This window comes from uncultured Bacteroides sp. (assembly GCF_958445495.1).
Lineage (GTDB): Bacteria > Bacteroidota > Bacteroidia > Bacteroidales > Bacteroidaceae > Bacteroides.
On record NZ_CAUCSQ010000026.1, the window covers coordinates 17,145 to 39,375 of the forward strand.

Genomic DNA, 22,231 nt, shown 5'->3' on the forward strand with positions numbered 1-22,231 from the left:
TTATTTACTATGTTTTAATCCTTTGGAGGAGATATATTCCACACTAAAATTGATAATCAACGTAATGAAGAACAGCACGACACCCAGCAGGAACAACGCCTGATAATGCGTGCCGCCGGCAGGGGCTTCACCCAGTTCGGCGGCGATGGTAGCCGGAATGGTACGCAAAGGTTCAAGAATCGTCGTCGGAATCACCGCCGCATTCCCCGTTACCATCAATACCGCCATCGTCTCTCCGATGGCACGCCCGATACCCAACACCACCCCGGACGTAATGCCTGAAATGGAATAAGGGATGACTACCTTGTATATCGTCTGCCAGTGTGAAGCGCCCAGTGCCAGACTTGCCTCCCGCATCGCACGCGGACAGTTGCGCATCGCATCTTCCGTCACCGTTATGATAGTAGGCAATGCCATTACAGCCAGCACGATACTTCCCGCCAGCCCGCTCTCTCCTACCGGAAGATTAAACAACTTCTGAATCAGCGGAACAACGACAATCAATCCGAAAAAGCCATAGACCACGGAAGGAATGCCGCTCAACAGCTCGATAACCGGTTTCAGCCAGTTCCGCACTTTCGGCTTCGCCACTTCGGACATATAGATAGAAACCGAAAGCCCGAACGGCAAGGCGAAAAGGATAGCGAACAGGCTCACCCACAACGTACCGGCAATCAGCGGCAGAAAGCCGAACTGCGGTGCCGGGGTGGCCGTAGGAAACCATTCGGAACCCGCAAACACGTCTTTCACGGAAATCGTGTTGTCCTCTATAAAATGCACCGCATCCGGACGAACGATGAACTTCTGCGGGACAAAAGCCACAATACCGGGTGTTTTCTCTACCAGCTCCGTTATTTTATCGCCCGCATATTCATAGGCAGGGCCAAGTTCCTCTTCCGTGTAATATTGCGTTATATCCTCCAAACGAAAAACCCGGATGGGGATGTCTTCCCCGCCCAGTTCTTTCCAGTTCGTTATTTCCTCGTCAAAAACATTCTTTATCTGCGCGGGAGTCAGCACTCTCACCTTGTTCCCCTTATTCAATGCCAACACATACCCTTCTTCAATCACCTTGCCCTTGAACAGCCCGAAAGCCTCGGTGAAAAGAAAGAGCACAATCAACAGGATAGTAATACTTGTCACGAAACCGCTGCAAGCCAATACTCCCTCTATCATCTTTTCCAATGCTTTTTTCATACTTGTCTATGATTTCCGACGCAAAGAAAGCGTCTCTTTGTTAAGGAGGTGTGACTAACGTTTGAAGGAAATGTTTCAATCGTGTTACATTTGTGCTACAAACAGGATTTCTGTCCCGGATGAAACGGAAATGTAACATCCGGACGTTTAATTTGCAAAGTCGATAAAAAGAAGAAATATGAAAGTGAGAAGAAACTTGTTAATCGCCCTCTCTCTGTTATCGCTCGGCGCCAACGCACAACGCATCAAAGGCAGCGACACGGTGCTTCCCGTCGCGCAACAGACGGCAGAACGGTTTATGAACCGGCATACGGGCGCCCGTGTCACCGTAACCGGCGGAGGAACCGGTGTGGGCATCTCCGCTTTAATGGACAATACGACGGACATCGCAATGGCCTCCCGTCCTGTCAAATTCAGCGAAAAGATGAAGATAAAGGAAGCAGGGGAAGAAATAGACGAAGTGATTGTCGCCTACGATGCCCTTGCCGTGGTGGTACATCCTTCCAATCCGGTGGAGCGGCTGACCCGCCAACAACTGGAAGACATTTTCCGGGGGAAGATTACCAACTGGCGACAAGTGGGCGGAGACGACCGTAAAATCGTGGTCTACTCGCGTGAGACTTCATCCGGCACTTACGAATTTTTCAAAGAAAGCGTACTGAAAAACAAAAACTATATGGCAAGCAGCCTCTCCATGCCGGCAACGGGTGCCATCATCCAGTCTGTCAGCCAGACGAAAGGGGCCATCGGATATGTAGGGCTGGCATACGTCTCCCCCCGTGTCAAAACACTTTCCGTATCTTACGGTGGAGACCGCTATGCCGCTCCCACGGCAGAGAACGCCACCAATAAGGTTTATCCCATCGTCCGCCCTCTTTATTATTATTACAATGTAAAGAATAAGAAAAAAGTCAGCCCCCTGATTCAATTTATTCTCTCGTCCGAGGGGCAGGACATCATAAAAAAGAGCGGTTATATTCCGGTTAAATAAAAAAAATGTCCTACTTTTGTAGCCTGAATCATAGAGCTAACATACTTACCGTTATGACAGATATAAAAAACGAAGAAGCAGGTGAAAAGAAAAGCTTGAACTTTATCGAACAAGCTGTAGAAAAAGATTTGAAAGAAGGTAAAAATGGTGGAAGAGTGCAAACCCGTTTCCCGCCGGAACCCAACGGCTATCTTCACATCGGCCATGCCAAGGCAATCTGCCTGGATTTCGGCATTGCCAAAAAACACAACGGCGTATGTAACCTCCGTTTCGACGATACCAACCCGACCAAGGAGGATGTGGAATATGTGGAAGCCATTAAGGAAGATATCCAATGGCTGGGTTACCAATGGGGAAACGAATATTACGCTTCCGACTATTTCCAGCAATTATGGGACTTCGCCATCCGCCTAATCCAGGAGGGAAAAGCATATATCGACGAACAGACTTCCGAACAGATTGCACAGCAGAAAGGTACTCCTACCCAAGCGGGTGTGGAAAGCCCGTACCGGAACCGTCCCGTTGAAGAAAGTCTTGAGCTTTTCAAGAAGATGAACAGCGGAGAAATCGAAGAAGGGGCGATGGTCCTTCGCGCCAAGATTGACATGGCAAACCCCAATATGCATTTTCGCGACCCGATTATCTACCGGGTGGTAAAGCATCCGCACCACCGTACAGGAACTGCATGGAAAGCTTACCCGATGTACGACTTCGCCCACGGGCAAAGTGATTTCTTCGAGGGAGTCACCCATTCCCTGTGTACGCTCGAATTCGTGGTACACCGCCCGCTCTACGACCTTTTCATTGACTGGCTCAAAGAAGGGAAGGACTTGAACGACAACCGCCCCCGCCAGACAGAATTCAACAAGCTGAACCTCAGCTATACGCTAATGAGCAAACGCAATCTGCTGACTCTGGTCAAGGAAGGGCTGGTAAACGGGTGGGACGACCCCCGCATGCCGACTATCTGCGGTTTCCGCCGTCGCGGTTATTCTCCCGAATCCATCCATAAATTCATCGATAAGATAGGATACACCACTTATGACGCGCTGAATGATATCGCCCTGTTGGAAAGTTCCGTACGGGAAGACCTGAACAGCCGCGCCACTCGCGTATCGGCTGTCATTAACCCGGTAAAACTGATTATTACCAATTATCCGGAAGGACAGGTAGAAGAGTTGGAGGCCATCAACAATCCGGAAGACCCGGAAGCGGGAAGCCACACCATCGAATTCAGCCGCGAGTTGTGGATGGAACGGGAAGATTTCATGGAAGAGGCTCCGAAAAAGTATTTCCGCATGACACCGGGACAGGAGGTGCGCCTCAAGAATGCCTATATCGTGAAATGTACCGGATGCAAAAAGGACGAAAACGGCATCATCACGGAAGTTTACTGTGAATATGACGCAAATACGCGCAGCGGCATGCCTGACGCCAACCGTAAAGTGAAAGGAACCCTTCACTGGGTAAGCTGCAAGCATTGCATACAAGCGGAAGTACGCTTGTACGACCGTTTATGGAAGGTGGAAAATCCGCGTGACGAACTGGCCGCTATCCGCGAAGCCAAGAATTGCGACGCATTGGAAGCGATGAAAGAAATCATCAATCCTGATTCACTGAAAGTTCTCCCGAATTGTTACATAGAGAAGTTCGCGGCAACCCTGCCCCCTCTCTCTTATTTACAGTTCCAAAGAATCGGTTACTTTAACATTGACAAAGATTCAACTCCTGAAAAACTGATATTCAACCGTACGGTAGGATTGAGAGACACATGGGGAAAAATCAACAAATAGCCTTTTGTCACGATGTACACGGAGCGGTGTGGCGGGAAACCGGGAAACGGAACTGTAAGCTGCGCCAATCCGTACAACCGATGATGGAAAATCAAAAACAATAAATAAAATGGGGAGAAAAAATTCACAGAATACCAAAAATGAACTGGACGAGTTAATCTACAAATACGAATCAGCAAAAGCGGAAGAAAAACAAATCTACCTGGACGGAGACCAGTTTGCCGACATTGCAGACTGGTATGCGAAAGAGTTGCGTTTTGAGGACGCGCAGGAAGTTATCGACTACGGGCTCCGGATACATCCGGGAAACACAAGTTTATTGATTGAACAGGCTTACCTTTATCTGGACATGCAAAAAGTCAGCCAGGCCAAACGTGTGGCAGACTGCATCACGGAAACGTACGATATCCAGGTGAAGATGCTGAAAGCTGAAATATTGCTGAATGAAGACAAGCCGGAAGAAGCGCAACATCTTATCAATACGATAGAAAATGTCCATGAGATAGAAACGATTGTGGATATCATCTACCTGTATCTGGATACAGGGTATCCGGAAGCCGCCGAAGAATGGATAAACAAGGGAAAGGCCCTGTACAGCGAAGAAGAAGAATTCATTGCAGTCCTGGCTGAATATCTGGCGGGAATACAACACCCGGAGGAAGCCATCCAATATTTTAACAAGCTGATAGACAAGGAACCTTACAACTCTTTTTATTGGACAGAACTTGCCAAATGTTATTTTTCGATAGACAACATAGAAAAAACAATCGAAGCCTGTGATTTCGCGTTGGCTGCCAACGATAAACACGGGGAAGCCTATCTTTACAGGGCGCACGGTTATTTTTACCTGCACAACCTCGACGACGCCATCGAAAATTATAAAAAAGCGATTGAATACAAGGCTCTTCCCCCGGCGCTAGGATATATATTCATGAGCATGTCTTATTTCACTGAAAAAGCATGGCAGGAAGCGAGCGAATGTTGCGACGAAGTCATCCGCCTTTTTGAAAAAGACGGAGAAGCCGATTCTCCCTTGCTGATAGAGACGTATAACACCCAAGCTATCGCGGCTGTCAAAATGGGACGCTACGAAGAGGCGCACCGGATATGCGAGAAAGCAAAGAGTATCCATCCGAAATCGGCTCTCATTTTCCTGACAGAAGGCAAGGTATATCTGGCGGAAAAGATGGAGAAAAAAGCCGAGGCGGAGTTCAAAAAAGCGATAGAATTCAATTCCAACGTGGTTATATGGTATATGGTAGGTGTGGCTTATACGGAACTCGACTACATCGACAAGGCAAAGAAATATTATGAAAAGGCATATAAAATAAACCCGAATTATAAAGATTTGCCGGAACGGCTAAGTCTTATCAGCATCATAACCAATGACCTGGAGGGATTCCTCAAATACAACAAGGCTTGCAAATTCCCGCTTGAAGAAGAAGGTCTCCGGAGCTTGATGGACGGGGCTGAGTATAAAAAAGAGGATGAACTTATAAAAAAGGTATTGGAACAACTGAGAGAAAACACCAAGTTATATTAATTAATTCACAAATTTATCATCTCTAAGAAATGGAATCTGTAGCAGAACTTCTCAAATGGGTATTAGAGAACCTGAATTATTGGGTAGTCACCATTTTCATGGCTATCGAGAGTTCTTTTATCCCTTTCCCTTCTGAAGCCGTAGTACCGCCCGCCGCATGGAAAGCTATGGCAGATGACAGTATGAACATTTTTCTCGTCATCGTATTCGCGACTATAGGGGCTAATATCGGCGCATTGGCAAATTATTACCTGGCCCGTTGGCTGGGACGTCCCATTGTCTATAAATTCGCCAATAGCCGTTTAGGCCATATGTGCCTTATCGATGAAGAAAAAATACATCATGCGGAAGAGTATTTCAGAAAACACGGTGCGGCCTCTACTTTCTTCGGCCGTCTTATTCCGGCTGTGCGCCAACTTATCAGTATCCCGGCAGGGCTGGCAGGCATGAAGCTCGGACCGTTCTTACTTTATACAACACTCGGCGCCGGAATATGGAACACCATCCTGGCTATACTCGGATACTTGATTTACCGGTTTACAGACCTCAAAACGACGAATGACGTCTATGTAATGGCAACCAAATACAGCCATGAAATCGGTTACGTCATCCTGATTATCGCTGTATTGGCTGTAGGATTCGTCGTTTATAAAGGATTGAAAAAGAAGAAGAAAAGCTAATAAAGAGGTTCTACAACCGTAGTTCTATAATATAGACCGTAACCGCCTGTTCTTATCAATCCGTCCGGATGCGATTAGACAGGCGGTTACGGTCTTTTGTCCGGTTCCGCCGCATACGCACTGCCGGCGTCTCATACCCGGACAGCTAAAAATTGAATTGCACCCCTACACCCAATATTTCTTTAAACTGCACGCTTGCCCTTTTCGTCCCGTCTTTCCGGGCAATCTTCACATCATCGTCATACATCAGGTTGGTGGTTAACGTGGTCGAGAACCATTTGTTGATAATCATATTTACCTGCACCTCCCAATTCACATCTATATTCAAAGGTTTATGCAGGTAATCAGAATACAAATCCAAACGGGAATATACGGTCATGTTCTTTAAAAACTCATATTTGACTTCTCCTTTCAGATTAGCGCCGAAGCCGGACAGCAGGTGTTTTCCGGCATCCACTCCATAGGCCCCTTCGTCAGAAAGGCGCTCATTCAACACGAAGGTCCCGCGCCAGGAGGCAGGTGACAATACGACGGTAAATATCTTCCCCGGCTCATAGGTAAATCCCAGACCGGTAGTCAGATAAGCGGGAGACATAAACTCGGAAATCGAGATATCTTTACTGACCGAATAGTCATATCCGGGAGAGAATTGGGTCTGAAACGTTGCAAATGCACTGGCATACCAGCTTTTGGCAATGGCATAACCGTAATTCGTATTCAGATAAATCTTGTCATTCGCCTTTCTTGTCCCGTCTTCTCCGGTCTTATTCAGCCCGTAGGCAAGTTCGATGCGATTGGTCCACAGATGTTTCCCTTTTTTATAATTGACCTGGTATGTGCCCTGCAAATCAAAGGCAACGGAGTTGTCTCCCCCGGCCGCCCAATTGGTCAGACTGACTTGTGTCAGCTTTAAACCGGCAAATCCCTCTTTTGTCCAAGGAGAAGCTTGAATACTATCGGTTGTTTGTGCCAAAACGGTTCCCGCTGCCACACTTACCAAGGTGAGAGCCATCATCCTGATTTTATTCATATCAGCAAGGTTTAGTATAGAAATAACACAACCTAACAAGAATGGAAGCCTGGCGGAAGCCACGCTTGTATCACCAATTCTTATTAGGTCAAAATCTTTATTTAACGGCAGCCAATGCTTTGTCATAGTCAGGCTCCTGTGTAATCTCCGGAACAAGTTCGGTGTATGCTACTTTCCCGTCTTTGCCAATGACTACTACGGCACGCGCCAACAGTCCTGCCAACGGGCCGTCTGCCATACGCACTCCATAGCTTTCATCGAAATCGGAAAAACGGAAGTCAGACAATGGAACCACATTTTCAATGCCTTCCGTTGTACAAAAACGACCGTGGGCGAAAGGCAGGTCTTTAGAAATCGCCAGTACGACCGTGTCTTTCAGGCCGGCAGCCATCTTATTGAATTTACGCACTGACGTTGCGCATACGCTTGTATCCAAACTCGGAAAGATATTCAGAATCACATTTTTGCCGCTCAGATTTTTCAGAGAAAAAGAAGACAAATCTGTCTTTACCAGTTCAAAATCAGGAGCTACCTTGCCCACTTGTATGAATTCACCGATTAGTTTCACCGGCTGTCCTTTGAAATTTGTTGTTGCCATAATACATTTATATTTAAAAATTATTTCATTGATTAATGTAAGCCGAAACCGGTTGAGATACAAAGAACGGCGGATATTGCAGCCTGTCCCGCATGTGAACCGGTTTTGATTTACTACTTATAAGAAACAAATCTCCCCCAAAAAATGTTCACAAAAAACTTTTCCTGCCCCATTTTGTTATTATCTGACATTATTATCCTAATATTCAATTTTAATCACAAAAATGTATGGAAACAGAATTTAATGAGCTCCGGCACTCTGTAAAAAACGGATGGACTTCTCTTTTTTTAGGAATCGTATATATCATTGTTGCTCTCTGGCTCATGTTTGCGCCTCTGAACAGTTATATAGCTTTAAGTATCGTATTCAGCATATCCATGCTGGTTAGCGGTATCCTGGAAATTATCTTCGCCCTTAGCAACCGGAAAGGGATTCCTAGCTGGGGGTGGTACATTGCGGGAGGTATCATCGATGTCATTCTCGGCAGTTATCTGATAGCTTATCCCATAGTCAGCATGGAGGTTATCCCGTTCATCATCGCTTTCTGGCTTATGTTCCGGGGATTTTCCGCTACCGGCTATTCCGTCGATTTGAAACGTTACGGGACCCGTGACTGGGGCTGGTACATGGCTTTCGGCATCCTAGCCATTTTATGCTCCTTGCTGATATTATGGCAACCTGCCATAGGGGCCCTTTATGTTGTTTACATGATTTCTTTCACTTTCCTTATCATCGGACTGTTCCGTATCATGCTTTCATTTGAACTGAAAAGGCTGCATAAAAGAAAATAAAAGGCTTTCGGCGCTTACTTTGGTATTTTGTTTATCTTTGTAGGCAATTTACATGAGTCAATTAATTAAAAAGGAAAAGAACTATGGCAATGCATACTTGGTTTGAATGTAAGATTCGTTATGAAAAGATTATGGAAAACGGAATGCAAAAAAAGGTGACCGAACCATATCTTGTTGACGCTCTCAGCTTTACGGAGGCTGAGGCGAGAATCATTGAAGAAATGACTCCGTTCATATCGGGAGAATTTACGGTTTCCGACATTAAACGTGCCAATTACAGCGAACTTTTTCCCAGTGACGAAGAAAGCGCCGACCGCTGGTTCAAATGTAAACTTATCTTTATCACGCTGGACGAGAAAAGCGGCGCCGAGAAGAAGACTTCCACACAAGTGCTGGTACAGGCTGCCGACCTGCGCGATGCGGTCAAGAAACTGGACGAGGGCATGAAAGGAACTATGGCGGACTACCAAATCGGCATGGTATCCGAAACTCCGCTGATGGATGTATATCCCTACAGCGCCGAACCGAACGACAAACCGGAGTTTGACCCGTCAAAAGCATAGGTGACAATGAGTATTGCTGACAATTTAAAGCAAGTGCTGGCCGAACTCCCGCAAGGAGTCCGGCTGGTTGCTGTCTCAAAATTCCATCCCAATGACGCGATAGAAGAGGCATATCGGGCGGGACAGCGTATTTTCGGAGAAAGCAAAGTGCAGGAAATGACAGCTAAATACGAAAGTTTGCCCAAAGATATCGAATGGCATTTCATCGGACACCTGCAAAGTAACAAAATCAAATACATGATACCGTATGTGGCGATGATACATGGAATTGATTCTTACAGGTTATTGGCGGAAGTCAACAGGCAAGCCGCCAAAACGGGACGGAACGTCAATTGCCTGTTGCAAATCCATGTAGCGCAGGAAGAAACGAAATTCGGGTTTACCCCCGATGAATGTAAAGATATGCTAAGCGCGGAAGAATGGAAAAATCTCACTCATGTCCGTATCTGCGGCCTCATGGGAATGGCAAGCAACACGGACAACGTTGAACAGATTAAACAGGAGTTCGGTTTGTTAAACAGGCTTTTCAAAGAGATAAAAACGATTTGGTTTGCCGATTCGGACGCTTTCCGGGAACTTTCAATGGGAATGTCGCATGACTATCACGAGGCTATTGCTGCAGGAAGCACTTTAGTACGGGTAGGAAGCAAGATTTTCGGAGAACGAAATTATTAATTAATTCAATCATTATATACCATGACCGATTTAAAGACTACTTTCGCAGGGCTTTCTCTTAGAAACCCGATTATCATCAGCAGTTCGGGACTGACTAACAGTGCCGGAAAAAACAAGAAACTGGCAGAAAACGGCGCCGGCGCCATCGTTTTAAAATCATTGTTTGAAGAACAGATTATGCTGGAGGCGGAACACTTGAACGACCCTTCTTTTTATCCGGAGGCCAGCGACTACCTGAAAGAATATATCCGTGAACATAAATTATCCGAATATCTGGCTTTAATCAAGGAAAGCAAAAAGGAATGCCCTATTCCTATTATCGCCAGTATCAACTGTTACAGCGATTCCGAATGGGTCAGTTTTGCAAAAATGATTGAGGAGGCCGGCGCGGATGCCTTGGAAATCAATATCCTGGCCCTGCAATCCGATACCCAATATACATACGGTTCGTTCGAGCAGCGCCATATTGACATACTCCGCCATATCAAAAAAACAATTAATATTCCGGTTATCATGAAGTTAGGAGACAACCTGACTAATCCTGTAGCATTGATAGACCAGTTATATGCCAACGGCGCCGCCGCTGTCGTTTTGTTCAACCGTTTTTATCAGCCGGACATCAACATTGAAAATATGGAACAGATATCCGGCGAAGTGTTCAGTACGATTTCCGACCTTGCCACTCCCCTCCGCTGGATTGGTATCGCATCTGCGGCAGTAGATAAAATCGACTATGCCGCTTCCGGAGGCGTGGCAAACCCGGAAGCAGTAGTAAAAGCAATCCTTGCCGGTGCTTCTGCCGTAGAGGTGTGCAGTGCGATTTATCAGAACACCAATGCATTTATCGGAGATGCCACCCGCTTCCTTTCCGCCTGGATGGAAAGAAAAGGATTCACCGATATCGCCCAATTCAAAGGCAAGCTGAATATCAAGGATGTAAAAGGTGTCAATACATTTGAACGCACTCAATTCCTGAAATATTTCGGAATGAACAATAAATAAAAAAACAAAGAGTAAATGCCCGTAAAAAGGGGAAACTTACTCTTCATCGGATTTCAACATGAGGAATTTGCTGAATATCTTTCTTTGGGGATATTCAACAAATAAAAGAGATAAGGCAACCGGTTCATTGTGAGCTGGTTGCCTTTTTTAGTTCTTTAAGTATTCTCCCCAATACGGTTTGTCTGCCTAAACAGGGGTAATCCTCCATAAAAATACATGGTAAAGATACCGAAAATCCCGGAAACAGAATTTGCTTTGAGGTTCACAGAATAATCTGATGGGATAGAAAATACCGTCACAGTTTTGAATGTAAGAGAATCAGGCAGGTTCTCCGCTTGATAGCTATTGCCGTTGCTAAAGAGGAGGTAACTGGTTCCTGTCTCGATACGGAGAAGAATATTTAAACAAAGCCGGCGTAATCTTTAGCACTGGTATCGGTGTTTTTCCTTTTCTCCGAATCAGCATGCACAACGAGAATGAAAAAACTCTCCCTAAAATAAGGAAGAAACTTTTCTTTCTATGGATTCCATTCCAATATCAAGAAAAGTTTCTCCCTTTTTTCCAATCATCCGCACGGCAAGCGGACAGATTTGTCCGTTATCACAAAAGCATACTTGCCAGCTCGCTTAATTCGCTACGTTCTCCTTTCACCAGATTGACGTGTGCAAAAATATTCTGGTCTTTCATGCGGTCAATCATATATACCAGGCCATTGGACTGACTGTCCAGATAGGGTTGGTCTATCTGCTGGATATCTCCGGTAAACACCATCTTCGTACCTTCCCCCGCACGGGTAATAATCGTTTTTATTTCATTGGGAGTCAGATTCTGCGCTTCGTCAATGATACAGTACATCTCACTCAGACTTCGCCCGCGGATAAAGGCTAAAGCCTCGATTACCAACTGCTCGCTTTTCTGCATGTCTTCAATGCGTTTCACCTCCGTGGAATTTGCCGCGAACTGCCGTTTGATTACATTCAGATTGTCAAACAACGGTTGCATATACGGGGCTACTTTTTCCTGCGCATCTCCCGGAAGGAAACCGATATCCTTATTCGACAACGCCACCACCGGACGTGCCAATAATATTTGCTTATAATCGGCAAGTTTGCCTAAGGCTGCAGCCAGGGCAAGCAGTGTCTTGCCTGTCCCCGCCTTTCCCGTCAGCGCCACCAGCTTCACATTCGGATCATTTAAAATCTCAAAGGCGAAGCTTTGCTCGGCATTGCGGGGCTCTATTCCGTAATTCCTGCCTTTCATCACCCGGCAGATTGAATGGGTAAAAGGATTATAACGCGCCAGGACGCTGTTCCGGTCGCTCTTCAACACAAAACACTCGTTAGGATGAATCACGTCCTTGAAATCGAATTCACTCAAATCAAGCCCTTCTTTGGAAGAATAGATACGGTCAATCAATGCCGGTTCTACATTTTCGAAGATTTCATTAGACTTTTCAAAGACATCTACATTCACGACCTTATCGGTGATATAATCTTCACAAAGAAGCCCGATAGAACGAGCTTTCATGCGCAAATTCACATCTTTGGTAACTAAGATGGATTTCATATCCGGATATTTCTCCGCCAGATATTCCGTAGCGGCCAAAATCAAATGGTCCGGTTTCCTCACAGGAAAAGATTCCCAAACCTTAGAAGCCGGCACATTACTGATAACTACGAACAGACGTCCCAACCCCTCGCCCAGTTTCACTCCTTCGGAGAAAAGCTCGTCACTCGTCAACAAATCCAGCTCACGCACAAACTCTCTGGCATTGAAGTTAATCTGTTCGTTTCCTTTCTTGAACTTATCCAGTTCTTCAAGTACGACAAGAGGGAGATAGATATCATTTTCCTGGAAATTCTTCAGGCAATTGTAGTCGTGAAGAATAACATTTGTGTCCAACACAAAATTTTTCTTAGTTCCCATGATTTCTTTAGATTTAAATGTTGATATTTGCACTCTCATTCGTCAGTCCCGCATTTACGGCCGGATTGATGGTTCTAAAGATAAACAAATTAACGGGCAATCAAGAGTGTCCGAAGTTAAATATTATAAAACATGGATTATCAGAACACTTTAAAGTACTTATATGAAAGTGTGCCAATGTTCCAGCAGATAGGAGGCAAAGCATATAAGCCGGGATTAGAGACGACATGTAAATTAGATGAACATTTCGGACATCCGCACCGGCAATTCAAAACGATACACATTGCCGGGACCAATGGAAAAGGCTCTTGTTCCCACACGATTGCGGCAGTATTGCAGTCTGCCGGTTACCGGGTAGGATTATTCACCTCGCCCCACTTGTTAGACTTCCGGGAACGCATCCGAATCAACGGGGAAATGATACCGGAAGAGTATGTAGTCAACTTCGTAGAAGAACACCGCCCGTTTTTCGAGCCTTTACATCCTTCTTTCTTTGAACTGACCACTGCTATGGCATTCCGCTATTTTGCCGACCGGAAAGTGGATGTGGCCGTTATCGAGGTAGGTATGGGAGGGCGTCTGGACTGTACCAATATCATCCGTCCCGACTTATGCGTCATCACCAATATAGGTTTCGACCATGTACAGTATCTGGGCGACACATTGACTAAAATAGCGAAAGAAAAAGCCGGTATTATCAAAAAGGGGGTCCCGGTAGTAATCGGCAGGGCAGCGGGAAGCGTGAAACGTGTATTTAACACCCAGGCAAAAGAGATGGGCGCGCCTGTCGTTTACGCGGAACACCTGAAAAAAAATTACCGCCTGGACTGGATGACTTACAAAGAACTGGCAAATATCAGGCAACAACTGGCGGATACTTTGGAGAGCAGCAAGAGTCTCCAGAAACTGGCGGAAAAGGCGATAAACCTGGATTTACTGGAGTTTTTATCAATCACGAATCCGGCTCAAAGCCTGCAGGCCCTTGACAGGATGGTGGACAGGCGAAAAGATGTCATTGCCATCACGGGACCCGAATTTCCGACCGGTATCTTTTTCGAACTTAACGGCGTCTATCAGGCGGAAAACTGCTTTACCATCATCAGCGCTCTCAAGGAACTGGAAAAATCGGGATATGCCATAACAAAAGCGGACTACTTCAACGGGTTCGGCAATGTATGTGCAATGACCGGATTAATGGGACGCTGGCAAAAACTGCAAAGTTATCCTGACATCATCTGCGATACGGGGCATAATGCCGACGGAATAAGATGGATTGCAGACCAACTCGAACATATCCGCCAAGAATGTCACAAGAACCTACATATCGTTTTCGGCATGGTTAACGACAAGGATATCAACGGTGTTTTACAATTGTTGCCCAAGGACGCCACCTATTATTTCACCAAGGCGAGCGTGAAACGGGCACTTCCGGAAAACGAATTGTTGCAACTGGCTGAAAAAGCCGGATTGAAAGGGTCTGCTTATCCTACCGTGGCGGATGCCGTACAGGCAGCTCAAAAAAACTGCCTCCCGAAAGATTTTATTTTCGTGGGAGGCAGCAACTTCATTGTCGCGGATTTGTTAGCGAACCGCGATACACTCAATTTCCACTAATGCGTCTTTCGGCAGCGCTTTTACCGCAACTGCCGAACGCGCAGGGAAAGCGCCGTCAAAATAGGTGGCATATACACCGTTCATTCCGGCGAACAAAGACATGTCCTGGAGGAATACGGTGGTTTTGACAATATTTCCCATTGTCAATCCCGCTTCTTCAAGGATGTGTTTTATATTCTCCAACGATTGGCGTGCCTGTTCTTCTATTCCTTCCGCCATCTTTCCGGTAGAGGCGTCAATAGGCAACTGCCCGGATACAAATATCATTCCATTGGCTTCCACCGCCTGGCTATAAGGACCAATAGCTCCCGGTGCTTTCTCACTGCAAATTACTTTTTTCATATCTATTTTTATTTTATCGATTTTCAAAGATAACAAAAAAATACCTCTTGCAAAACGAATTTTGCAAGAGGCATCGTCATTTTTTATTCTTAAATATTATTCTGCCTTTTCTCCCTTGTCTTCAGCAGGAGTACCGGCAGCAGGAACTTCTTCTTTTTTCTCAACCTTCACTTCTTCCTTGGCAACATTTACCGTCACATTTACGGAAGTGGGCTGTGCCTGATACGGCATGCGGTTCTTAGGGTCTTCCCCGTATTGATTGGGTCCCACAGTGCCGTCGGCAAACAACATATACAGTGCAAAAATCCAACCGACAAACGGAATGCAACACAATAGAATCCACCAGCCGGATTTATTCAGGTCATGCAGACGTTTCACGCCTTGCGCCAAAGAGAACCACATAGAAGCGACTAACGCCGCAATACCAATCAATATGCCTAATATTGACCCGCCTGCAGAACCCATGCCCGCACCTAAAATTAATGTACCGATACCCAATGTCCATGCAATACCGAATACTATACCACCGACAATACCTGACAGGAAATATTCGATTCTACGAATACGACCCTCAAAAGAGAAAGGAGCTTTGAACATAATTTGTTAAATTTATATGAATAAATAAAGTGAATTATCATCCGTGTTTTTCAATATAGAAGCAAAGATATAAAAAAATATAAATAAAGAAAGCTTTTTGATTAGAATATAAATAAATACAGGCAATATATCCATTATCGCCCGACATATTACGTAAATATGCCTCAATCTTTCTCCGGGATTTATTTCATACGGATATGAACGGGCAATTTTCCGAATATAACCGATGTCATAAGAATGTATTATCAGAGAGTTATCCACCGCTCTAAAAGAAATTCGAATATTTTCTGAAAAAAATTATTGATTCGATGCAGTATTCCGGATTTCATTGCATTTAACTGATAAAAGCGGATGTAAAAATGATCAAACCTATATATCATTACAACCTATAACCTGAACTTAACAAGCGGGGAAAAATTAAAAGAGAGAGAGTTTAAAACATGTCCCCAAAATGAGAAGGAGCTGTGTCGTAATGCACGATGCAGCTCCTTTTTTCATAGGGATATTCAGTAATAGATATTCGGCTAATTCCGCATTTTTACATTTTTGCAATCCGGTGAAGGGCAAGTTTACTTTTTCACGGGAATTGCCTTTTCTTTATTTTTTCCCTATCGTATGAATATCCTTTCAAAAATACGGTTCTTACTTGCAGTATTTCTTTATCAAATCGTCTGCGTTGGGGTCACCCAGTTCTTTCGCCTTGTTAAAATTCGCACACGCCTCGTCTGTCTTTTTCAATTGTATCTGGCACAAACCGAGCAACCGGTAGGCTTCGGCATATTTCGGCTCTGTCTTTATTACGTTGCCAAGTATCCGGACTGCTTCTTCATAACGTCCCACACGCAGATTGACAACTGCCTGTTCCGCCTGGTAAGTCAGGTCTTTCGGATTCAACTCCACTGCCTTGGCAATATCGTCCAATGCACGTTGATATTGGCGCGCTTTCAATGCAGCCTGTTCGCGATAATAGTAAAACACATCGTTCACCTGTCCATTGACGGCTTTAAAATAGGCATCATAATCAAGCATGGCGTCACGTGCCTGGTCCGCATTCATTCTCATTTGTGCGCGTTCCAGAAGATAAGGGGCGTAAGCTGCCGTAACGGGCTGCGGACAACGGGCTATGCAACTGTCCAACAGAACCAATACTTCTTTCGGGTCTGCTTTCAGCAATTCTTTGGTCTTGGCCGCACTGAAAAAGGTAGCAGGAGAAGAAATATTGCTGGCATTCACTTTCTCATAGGCAGCCAAGGCTCCTTCATAATCCGATTTCGCAAACAATATATCTCCCTCCAGTTGGATGTAGACAGGCAGCGAATCAAGAGCTATCGCCTCACGGACATTTTCCAATGCGGTGTCGTAAGTCCAGTCTTTGTAGGTTGTCTCCGGCTTTGACAACTGATAGGCATGTATCAGCTTGGCAATGTTATAATATACATCATCTTTCTTCCGGGTTACTTTCAATGCTTTCTCCAAATCTTCGGCAGCTTTGTCATACCAGGATTGTCCGTCTTTTCCCTTAGCTATATAATAACTTGCCCGGCGAAGATATCCATCCGTATTATCCGGATACTGGCGGATGAAGTCTTCCAGCAGTATTCCATAATCCTCTTCCTTCAGTTGCGAAGAGGCCATAAACAAATAGACCAGTGCCTGCTCTTCCGTATCGGGCAGTCCTTTGCGAATGCCGATGCTTTTCAGCGTGGCGTCTCCCAGGGAAAGAGCATTGATTTTCTGCGACATGGCGAAAGCCGCCCCCGCCGCATAGCAAGTATTCACCGTGTCAATGCCGGAAGATTTCTGGGAAATGCCGAACACTTCTCCTTCTACGTTCATCACCGGACAACTCACCATTTTATCTTTCATCTGCATGCCCAATGTATAATAATGGTATTCTCCCGCTGCTTTGGCTACATCTTTTACTTTTCCGGACACGCAAGCAATACTCTTTTGCGTGGAATAAGGAAGCATCCATGCATCGGCGCCCACCGCAGGAACTGTTTTCGCTACAGTCAACGCGGGTACTTTCTTCTCGGTGATACCTACACGAAACTTAATGACATCATACATATCATTGGCGCCGAGTATCACATCAACCGGCATCTGCTTTCCGTCGGCCGTAATAATAACCGCGCGTTCGGCTCCCTTAAACAAAGTATAGTCGGATAAAGCAAGCCCGTCTTCAGATACAAAAAAACCGTTTCCGGTATTCAACATTTTGTCGTTCTTGTCGTAAGTCACCACAGAGAAGACTGCCCGTTTTGCCTTCTCCACCCATTTCGGAGTCTGCGCCATACTTCCCTGTGCCAGAAAGAAAAACGCTAAAGGTAGAATTAAAATCTTCTTCATATCACTCATTGTTTCTTTGTTTTACTGCTTCATAGACCAAAATACCGGCAGCTACCGAAACATTCAGGGATTCGATGTTCCCAAGCATCGGTATCTTTACCCATTCGTCACAAAGGGCGAGGTTATCATAAGAGACACCTGAGTCTTCCGCCCCCATAACAATGCACAACGGCCCCGTATAATCGGCTTTCGTATAATCATAGTCTCCCTTTTCCGTCGCAGCTACGATACGGAAACCACTGTCTTTCAGATATTGCAAGGTCGTGCGCAAACTCTGCTCACGGCATACGGGAAGCGTATGCAACGCTCCGGCAGAAGTTTTTATGGCATCGGCATTCACCGACACGCTTCCGCGAGCTGGAATAATTACGGCATCTACCGCCGCACACTCGCAAGTACGGGCTATCGCGCCGAAATTACGCACATCTGTAACCCCGTCAAGCATGACGAAAAAAGGATTCTTGCCTTGCTCGAATAAAAAAGGGACAAGGTCTTCCGTCTTCTGATAGGTCACGGATGAAATAAAAGCAACCACACCCTGATGATTCTTTCGGGTGATACGGTTAATACGCTCCACCGGAACACGCTGAACTGGTATCAGCAAACCTTTCAAAGCTGCAAAAAGTTCTTTGGAAAGATCACTCTGAATGTCTTTCTTCACCAAGACCTTATCAATCTCTTTTCCAGCCTGAATGGCTTCTATCACGGCACGAACGCCGAAAATCATTTCACTTTTATCAAGCATCTGTATTAATTATAAATTTTGAATTAAAAACTATGAAGTACGCGCCAACAAAGCCTTGGCATTGCTAAGGGCCGCCTCCGTCAACGTTGCTCCACTCAGCATGTGGGCAATCTCCTCTACCCGTTCCCGGTCGGTTAGACGGCGTATATGGCTGTTCGTTTCCGTATCGTTATCTTTCTTATATACTTTATAATGAGCGCGTCCCCAGGCAGCTATTTGCGGCAAATGGGTGATACTGATTACCTGACGGTTGTGCTCTCCCATCTCCTGCATCATATCTGCCATACGGTCGGCTATCTCACCGGAAACTCCCGTGTCTATCTCGTCAAATACGATAGTCGGCAATTTCACGGCTCCGGCAATCATTGCCTTGATAGAAAGCATGACACGGGCTATTTCACCCCCGGAAGCTACGGAGGAAATGCTCTGTAACATACCGTTTTTATTAGCGGAGAACAAAAAATTAACGGTATCCTCTCCTTGCATCCCCAATTCTTTTTTTAACCCCATCTCGACCTGAAAACGGACATTCGGCATTCCCAACGGAATCAGCCGGGCCGCCAACTGCTTTTCCACTTCACGGGCCGCTGCCGCCCGCGCTTTAGTGAGCGTCTCCGCCCGTTCTTTCGCTTGTCCGTACTGTTTCTCTTTACGCTCCGTCAATTCAGCGATGCGCTCATCATAAGAAGTTATGTCAGCCAACTTGCTACGGTACTCGTCTGTCAGGGCAATCAATTCTTCAAGTGTCTGTACCCGATGTTTCTGCTGTAAAGAATAAATCAAGTTCAAACGTTCGTTCACTTCGTCCAGGCGACCGGGATTGAACTCTATGGATTCTCCTTGTGAAGATACTTCCTGTGAAATATCTTTCAACTCAATATAGGTACTTTCCATACGTTCCGCCAATTCCCCCGCCGGCTGATAAACCTTTTGCAGGTTGTTCAATATGTTCAGATTATCTTTCAGATAAGAGAGTAATCCTCCTTCGTCCGAAAGGAAAGATTGTTCCACCCGATAAAGCCCCGCCTTGATTTCTTCCGCATGGCTCAGCATTTCAGCTTCCTGTTCCAATTCTTCCTGTTCTCCTCCGGTAAGGCAGGCTTCTTCAAGCTGTTCCAACTGAAAACGAATATAGTCTTCATCGGCGCGGCTCTTTTCCGCCAGTTCCTCCAATTCCGATAATTCCCGCTCCGTTTTCTTCCATTCGGCATAACAAGACTGGTATTTCTCCAGCGCAGCGTCATTATGCGCGAGAATATCAAGCACATTCAATTGAAATCCCTCTTTATTGAGCAACAAATTCTGATGCTGTGAATGCACGTCTATCAGTTGCTCTCCCAGTTCTTTCATTTGTGCCAGAGATGCGGGAGTATCATTGATAAATGCTCTGCTCTTGCCGGACGATTGTACTTCACGGCGCAAGATGCATTCGTTATCATACTCCAGTTCGTTCTCTTCAAAAAAAGAATTCATATTATATGCCGAAATATCGAAACGGGCTTCTATCACACACTTGGAAGCGCCGCGACGAATCGCTTTTACATCTGCCCGCTGCCCCAGCAACAGTCCGATTGCTCCCAGAATAATTGACTTTCCGGCTCCTGTCTCACCAGTTATAACGGAAAAACCTGTTTCAAAACTGATGTCCAGCTTCTCTATCAATGCGTAATTCTGAATATATAGTGAACGTAACACCTTTATTTGAATTATAAATTATATACTACAAACCTGAGTATTGAACGCTGTTTCCAAACGGTCTACAATATCACGGGCCACTTCCGTTTTCGGCTTCAACGGATAATCCGTACGGCCTTTCCGGTCAATGATACTTATTTTATTCGTATCATGGCGAAATCCCGCCCCTGCGTCATTCAGCGAGTTCAGCACGATAAAATCAAAATTCTTACGCGCCAGCTTCCCTTCGGCATTTTGTTGTTCATCATGGGTTTCAAGGGCAAAACCTATCAATAGCTGATTCTTGCCTTTTTTCGCCCCCAAACCGGCCGCAATGTCTTCCGTAGCCTGCAGACGCAAAGCCAATTCTTCTTTTTCCCGTTTGATTTTCTTATCGGCAACCGCTTCCGGCCTGAAATCGGCTACCGCCGCACAAAGGATACCTGCATCGGCTTCAGCAAAATGTACCTGCGACGCCTCAAACATTTCCTGAGCAGACTCCACATCGATACGGCAAATACGCGAATGCTTTGTCTGCAACTGTACGGGGCCTGTAATCAGCGTTACCTGCGCTCCGCGACGGGCACACTCTTCCGCTAACGCGAATCCCATTTTTCCGGAAGAATAATTACCGATAAAACGGACCGGGTCAATCTTTTCATAAGTCGGTCCCGCCGTAATCATGATTTTTTTTCCTTCCAGCTCATTGCTTGCGGAAAAAAACTCGTCCAATACGCGAATGATATTTTCCGGTTCTTCCATACGCCCCTTTCCTACCAGATGGCTGGCTAATTCACCCGTACCGGGTTCGATAATGTGATTGCCATACGAACGAAGTATCTCCAGATTCTTCTGAGTAGCAGGATGGGCAAACATATCGAGGTCCATCGCCGGAGCCACAAACACCGGAGCTTTAGCAGAAAGATAGGTTGTTATCAACATGTTATCGGCAATTCCGTTTGCCATCTTTCCGATAGTGGAAGCAGTGGCAGGCGCTATCAACATCGCATCCGCCCACAACCCCAAATCCACATGGCTGTTCCACGTACCGTCCCGCTGTGCAAAAAACTCACTGATAACCGGCTTACTAGTCAGAGCGGAAAGAGTAATAGGAGTAATAAATTCTTTTCCTGCCGGGGTAATCACCACTTGCACTTCCGCCCCCCGTTTTATCAATCCGCGAATGATATAGCAAGCTTTGTATGCGGCAATACTGCCTGTAATTCCAAGAATTATCTTTTTCCCTTTCAGCATTATCTTGTAATCAAATTACTCATTTCACGCAAACGGATTTTCGTCAATACCGCCTTTGTGTTCAATGTGAAATCACTGTTTAAAATCCAACTGTAATATCCGGGGTCTTTCTTTAACACCTCGACGACCGACATTCCTTTATATTTTCCGAAGTTGAATACTTCTACGCCGTTATCATCGTAAACCATACGGCCGGCAAAATCCACATTCTTGCTGAAACTGGAATAATCCGCCAAAAAAGCTATATCATTCTGAAGTTCCGGATAACGGTCGAGCTGCGCTTTCAACACCTCGTATGTAGCCCGCGTATCGGCCTCTGCCGTATGTGCATCTTCCAGGTTTTTATCGCAATAAAACTTATAAGCGGCCGACAAAGTACGTTGCTCCATTTTATGGAATATCACCTGTACATCCACAAACTTGCGTTTTGTCATGTCAATATCCACTCCGGCACGCAAGAATTCTTCGGCAAGCACCGGAATATCGAAACGGTTGGAGTTGAATCCGGCCAAATCGCATCCCTCGATATCGCGGGCGATATTTTTCGCCACCTCCTTAAAGGTAGGACAATCCGCTACATCCGCATCATAAATACCGTGCACGGCAGAAGACGCTTCGGGGATATGCATTTCAGGATTGATACGCAAAGTCTTTGCTTCTTCATTACCATTCGGATACACTTTCAAATAACAGATTTCAACGATTCGGTCTGTGTTGATATTTGTTCCGGTCGTCTCCAAATCAAAAAAGACGATGGGGTTTTTCAAATTTAATTTCATTGTTTATGTATTTTGTATCACCACAAAGGACACAAAAGACGCAGAGCCCAAGTAATGATAATAAATCATGATTTACTATCCTCTGTAT

At 45.4% G+C, this 22,231-nt stretch carries 20 protein-coding genes; 9 read left to right on the forward strand and 11 right to left on the reverse strand.

Going from position 1 to position 22,231, the window contains the following annotated elements; genetic code table 11:
- Positions 1–1,197, reverse strand: a complete 1,197-nt coding sequence (gene pstC, locus Q5076_RS10425) for a phosphate ABC transporter permease subunit PstC (protein WP_303012987.1) — start codon at positions 1,195–1,197, stop codon at positions 1–3.
- A gap of 178 nt (positions 1,198–1,375) precedes the next feature.
- Here pstC and Q5076_RS10430 point away from each other — a divergent pair, with 178 nt between their 5' ends.
- From Q5076_RS10430 to Q5076_RS10445, 4 genes are all read left to right on the forward strand, one after another.
- Positions 1,376–2,188: a phosphate ABC transporter substrate-binding protein gene (locus Q5076_RS10430; RefSeq protein WP_303012988.1), complete on the forward strand. Its 813-nt coding sequence runs from the start codon at positions 1,376–1,378 to the stop codon at positions 2,186–2,188.
- 53 nt (positions 2,189–2,241) lie between these two features.
- Entirely contained in the window at positions 2,242–3,981 is a 1,740-nt protein-coding gene (locus tag Q5076_RS10435; protein WP_303012990.1) for a glutamine--tRNA ligase/YqeY domain fusion protein, read from the forward strand.
- A gap of 109 nt (positions 3,982–4,090) precedes the next feature.
- Positions 4,091–5,524, forward strand: coding sequence for a lipopolysaccharide assembly protein LapB (locus Q5076_RS10440; protein ID WP_303012992.1), 1,434 nt, complete (start codon positions 4,091–4,093; stop codon positions 5,522–5,524).
- Between the two features lie 29 nt (positions 5,525–5,553).
- Positions 5,554–6,204 (forward strand): DedA family protein, encoded by a 651-nt coding sequence (locus Q5076_RS10445; RefSeq protein WP_303012993.1) that lies wholly within the window; start codon positions 5,554–5,556, stop codon positions 6,202–6,204.
- A gap of 145 nt (positions 6,205–6,349) precedes the next feature.
- Here Q5076_RS10445 and Q5076_RS10450 read toward each other — a convergent pair whose 3' ends face one another.
- Both Q5076_RS10450 and tpx read right to left on the reverse strand, forming a co-directional pair.
- Positions 6,350–7,234 (reverse strand): DUF3078 domain-containing protein, encoded by an 885-nt coding sequence (locus Q5076_RS10450; RefSeq protein ID WP_303012995.1) that lies wholly within the window; start codon positions 7,232–7,234, stop codon positions 6,350–6,352.
- A gap of 97 nt (positions 7,235–7,331) precedes the next feature.
- Complete coding sequence (tpx, locus tag Q5076_RS10455) at positions 7,332–7,832, reverse strand: thiol peroxidase (protein ID WP_303012997.1); 501 nt, start codon at positions 7,830–7,832, stop codon at positions 7,332–7,334.
- Positions 7,833–8,059: 227 nt separating this feature from the next.
- Here tpx and Q5076_RS10460 point away from each other — a divergent pair, with 227 nt between their 5' ends.
- From Q5076_RS10460 to Q5076_RS10475, 4 genes are all read left to right on the forward strand, one after another.
- Positions 8,060–8,623 carry an HdeD family acid-resistance protein gene (locus Q5076_RS10460; protein ID WP_303012999.1) on the forward strand — a complete coding sequence of 188 codons (564 nt, stop codon included), beginning with the start codon at positions 8,060–8,062 and terminating at the stop codon, positions 8,621–8,623.
- Positions 8,624–8,706: 83 nt separating this feature from the next.
- Positions 8,707–9,186 (forward strand): DUF4494 domain-containing protein, encoded by a 480-nt coding sequence (locus Q5076_RS10465; protein ID WP_303013001.1) that lies wholly within the window; start codon positions 8,707–8,709, stop codon positions 9,184–9,186.
- A 6-nt stretch (positions 9,187–9,192) separates the two neighbouring features.
- Complete coding sequence (locus tag Q5076_RS10470) at positions 9,193–9,861, forward strand: YggS family pyridoxal phosphate-dependent enzyme (protein WP_303013003.1); 669 nt, start codon at positions 9,193–9,195, stop codon at positions 9,859–9,861.
- Between the two features lie 21 nt (positions 9,862–9,882).
- Positions 9,883–10,863, forward strand: a complete 981-nt coding sequence (locus Q5076_RS10475; RefSeq protein ID WP_303013005.1) for a dihydroorotate dehydrogenase-like protein — start codon at positions 9,883–9,885, stop codon at positions 10,861–10,863.
- A gap of 600 nt (positions 10,864–11,463) precedes the next feature.
- On the opposite strand, the gene Q5076_RS10480 is transcribed toward Q5076_RS10475, so the two are convergent.
- A complete protein-coding gene (locus Q5076_RS10480) occupies positions 11,464–12,789 on the reverse strand; it encodes a PhoH family protein (RefSeq protein WP_303013007.1) in 1,326 nt (441 codons plus the stop codon).
- Positions 12,790–12,921: 132 nt separating this feature from the next.
- Between Q5076_RS10480 and Q5076_RS10485 the strand changes: the two genes are divergently transcribed.
- Positions 12,922–14,403 carry a folylpolyglutamate synthase/dihydrofolate synthase family protein gene (locus Q5076_RS10485; RefSeq protein ID WP_303013009.1) on the forward strand — a complete coding sequence of 494 codons (1,482 nt, stop codon included), beginning with the start codon at positions 12,922–12,924 and terminating at the stop codon, positions 14,401–14,403.
- Here Q5076_RS10485 and Q5076_RS10490 read toward each other — a convergent pair.
- The 7 genes from Q5076_RS10490 to Q5076_RS10520 all read right to left on the reverse strand — a co-directional run bounded on the left by Q5076_RS10490 (position 14,371) and on the right by Q5076_RS10520 (position 22,143).
- Positions 14,371–14,745 carry a RidA family protein gene (locus Q5076_RS10490; protein WP_303013010.1) on the reverse strand — a complete coding sequence of 125 codons (375 nt, stop codon included), beginning with the start codon at positions 14,743–14,745 and terminating at the stop codon, positions 14,371–14,373. The genes Q5076_RS10485 and Q5076_RS10490 overlap by 33 nt on opposite strands.
- Before the next feature lie 96 nt (positions 14,746–14,841).
- Complete coding sequence (locus Q5076_RS10495; protein ID WP_303013012.1) at positions 14,842–15,342, reverse strand: DUF805 domain-containing protein; 501 nt, start codon at positions 15,340–15,342, stop codon at positions 14,842–14,844.
- A gap of 642 nt (positions 15,343–15,984) precedes the next feature.
- Entirely contained in the window at positions 15,985–17,691 is a 1,707-nt protein-coding gene (locus Q5076_RS10500) for a serine protease (RefSeq protein ID WP_303013013.1), read from the reverse strand.
- A 1-nt stretch (position 17,692) separates the two neighbouring features.
- Positions 17,693–18,436 (reverse strand): 23S rRNA (guanosine(2251)-2'-O)-methyltransferase RlmB, encoded by a 744-nt coding sequence (rlmB, locus tag Q5076_RS10505; protein WP_303013015.1) that lies wholly within the window; start codon positions 18,434–18,436, stop codon positions 17,693–17,695.
- Between the two features lie 30 nt (positions 18,437–18,466).
- Entirely contained in the window at positions 18,467–20,131 is a 1,665-nt protein-coding gene (gene recN / locus Q5076_RS10510; protein ID WP_303013017.1) for a DNA repair protein RecN, read from the reverse strand.
- 18 nt (positions 20,132–20,149) lie between these two features.
- Positions 20,150–21,364, reverse strand: coding sequence for a bifunctional phosphopantothenoylcysteine decarboxylase/phosphopantothenate--cysteine ligase CoaBC (gene coaBC, locus Q5076_RS10515; protein WP_303013018.1), 1,215 nt, complete (start codon positions 21,362–21,364; stop codon positions 20,150–20,152).
- The gene (locus tag Q5076_RS10520; RefSeq protein WP_303013020.1) at positions 21,364–22,143 is read right to left on the reverse strand and encodes a 3'-5' exonuclease; all 780 of its coding nucleotides are present in this window, start codon (positions 22,141–22,143) and stop codon (positions 21,364–21,366) included. Before Q5076_RS10520 ends, coaBC begins: the two co-directional genes overlap by 1 nt.
- Positions 22,144–22,231 lie beyond the last annotated feature (88 nt).

Excerpts from the sequence above, each read along its gene's own strand:
- pstC (WP_303012987.1), bottom strand. The coding sequence starts at position 1,197 with ATGAAAAAAGCATTGGAAAAGATGATAGAGGGAGTATTGGCTTGCAGC.
- Q5076_RS10430 (WP_303012988.1), top strand. The coding sequence starts at position 1,376 with ATGAAAGTGAGAAGAAACTTGTTAATCGCCCTCTCTCTGTTATCGCTC.
- Q5076_RS10435 (WP_303012990.1), top strand. The coding sequence starts at position 2,242 with ATGACAGATATAAAAAACGAAGAAGCAGGTGAAAAGAAAAGCTTGAAC.
- Q5076_RS10440 (WP_303012992.1), top strand. The coding sequence starts at position 4,091 with ATGGGGAGAAAAAATTCACAGAATACCAAAAATGAACTGGACGAGTTA.
- Q5076_RS10445 (WP_303012993.1), top strand. The coding sequence starts at position 5,554 with ATGGAATCTGTAGCAGAACTTCTCAAATGGGTATTAGAGAACCTGAAT.
- Q5076_RS10450 (WP_303012995.1), bottom strand. The coding sequence starts at position 7,234 with ATGAATAAAATCAGGATGATGGCTCTCACCTTGGTAAGTGTGGCAGCG.
- tpx (WP_303012997.1), bottom strand. The coding sequence starts at position 7,832 with ATGGCAACAACAAATTTCAAAGGACAGCCGGTGAAACTAATCGGTGAA.
- Q5076_RS10460 (WP_303012999.1), top strand. The coding sequence starts at position 8,060 with ATGGAAACAGAATTTAATGAGCTCCGGCACTCTGTAAAAAACGGATGG.
- Q5076_RS10465 (WP_303013001.1), top strand. The coding sequence starts at position 8,707 with ATGGCAATGCATACTTGGTTTGAATGTAAGATTCGTTATGAAAAGATT.
- Q5076_RS10470 (WP_303013003.1), top strand. The coding sequence starts at position 9,193 with ATGAGTATTGCTGACAATTTAAAGCAAGTGCTGGCCGAACTCCCGCAA.
- Q5076_RS10475 (WP_303013005.1), top strand. The coding sequence starts at position 9,883 with ATGACCGATTTAAAGACTACTTTCGCAGGGCTTTCTCTTAGAAACCCG.
- Q5076_RS10480 (WP_303013007.1), bottom strand. The coding sequence starts at position 12,789 with ATGGGAACTAAGAAAAATTTTGTGTTGGACACAAATGTTATTCTTCAC.
- Q5076_RS10485 (WP_303013009.1), top strand. The coding sequence starts at position 12,922 with ATGGATTATCAGAACACTTTAAAGTACTTATATGAAAGTGTGCCAATG.
- Q5076_RS10490 (WP_303013010.1), bottom strand. The coding sequence starts at position 14,745 with ATGAAAAAAGTAATTTGCAGTGAGAAAGCACCGGGAGCTATTGGTCCT.
- Q5076_RS10495 (WP_303013012.1), bottom strand. The coding sequence starts at position 15,342 with ATGTTCAAAGCTCCTTTCTCTTTTGAGGGTCGTATTCGTAGAATCGAA.
- Q5076_RS10500 (WP_303013013.1), bottom strand. The coding sequence starts at position 17,691 with ATGAAGAAGATTTTAATTCTACCTTTAGCGTTTTTCTTTCTGGCACAG.
- rlmB (WP_303013015.1), bottom strand. The coding sequence starts at position 18,436 with ATGCTTGATAAAAGTGAAATGATTTTCGGCGTTCGTGCCGTGATAGAA.
- coaBC (WP_303013018.1), bottom strand. The coding sequence starts at position 21,364 with ATGCTGAAAGGGAAAAAGATAATTCTTGGAATTACAGGCAGTATTGCC.
- Q5076_RS10520 (WP_303013020.1), bottom strand. The coding sequence starts at position 22,143 with ATGAAATTAAATTTGAAAAACCCCATCGTCTTTTTTGATTTGGAGACG.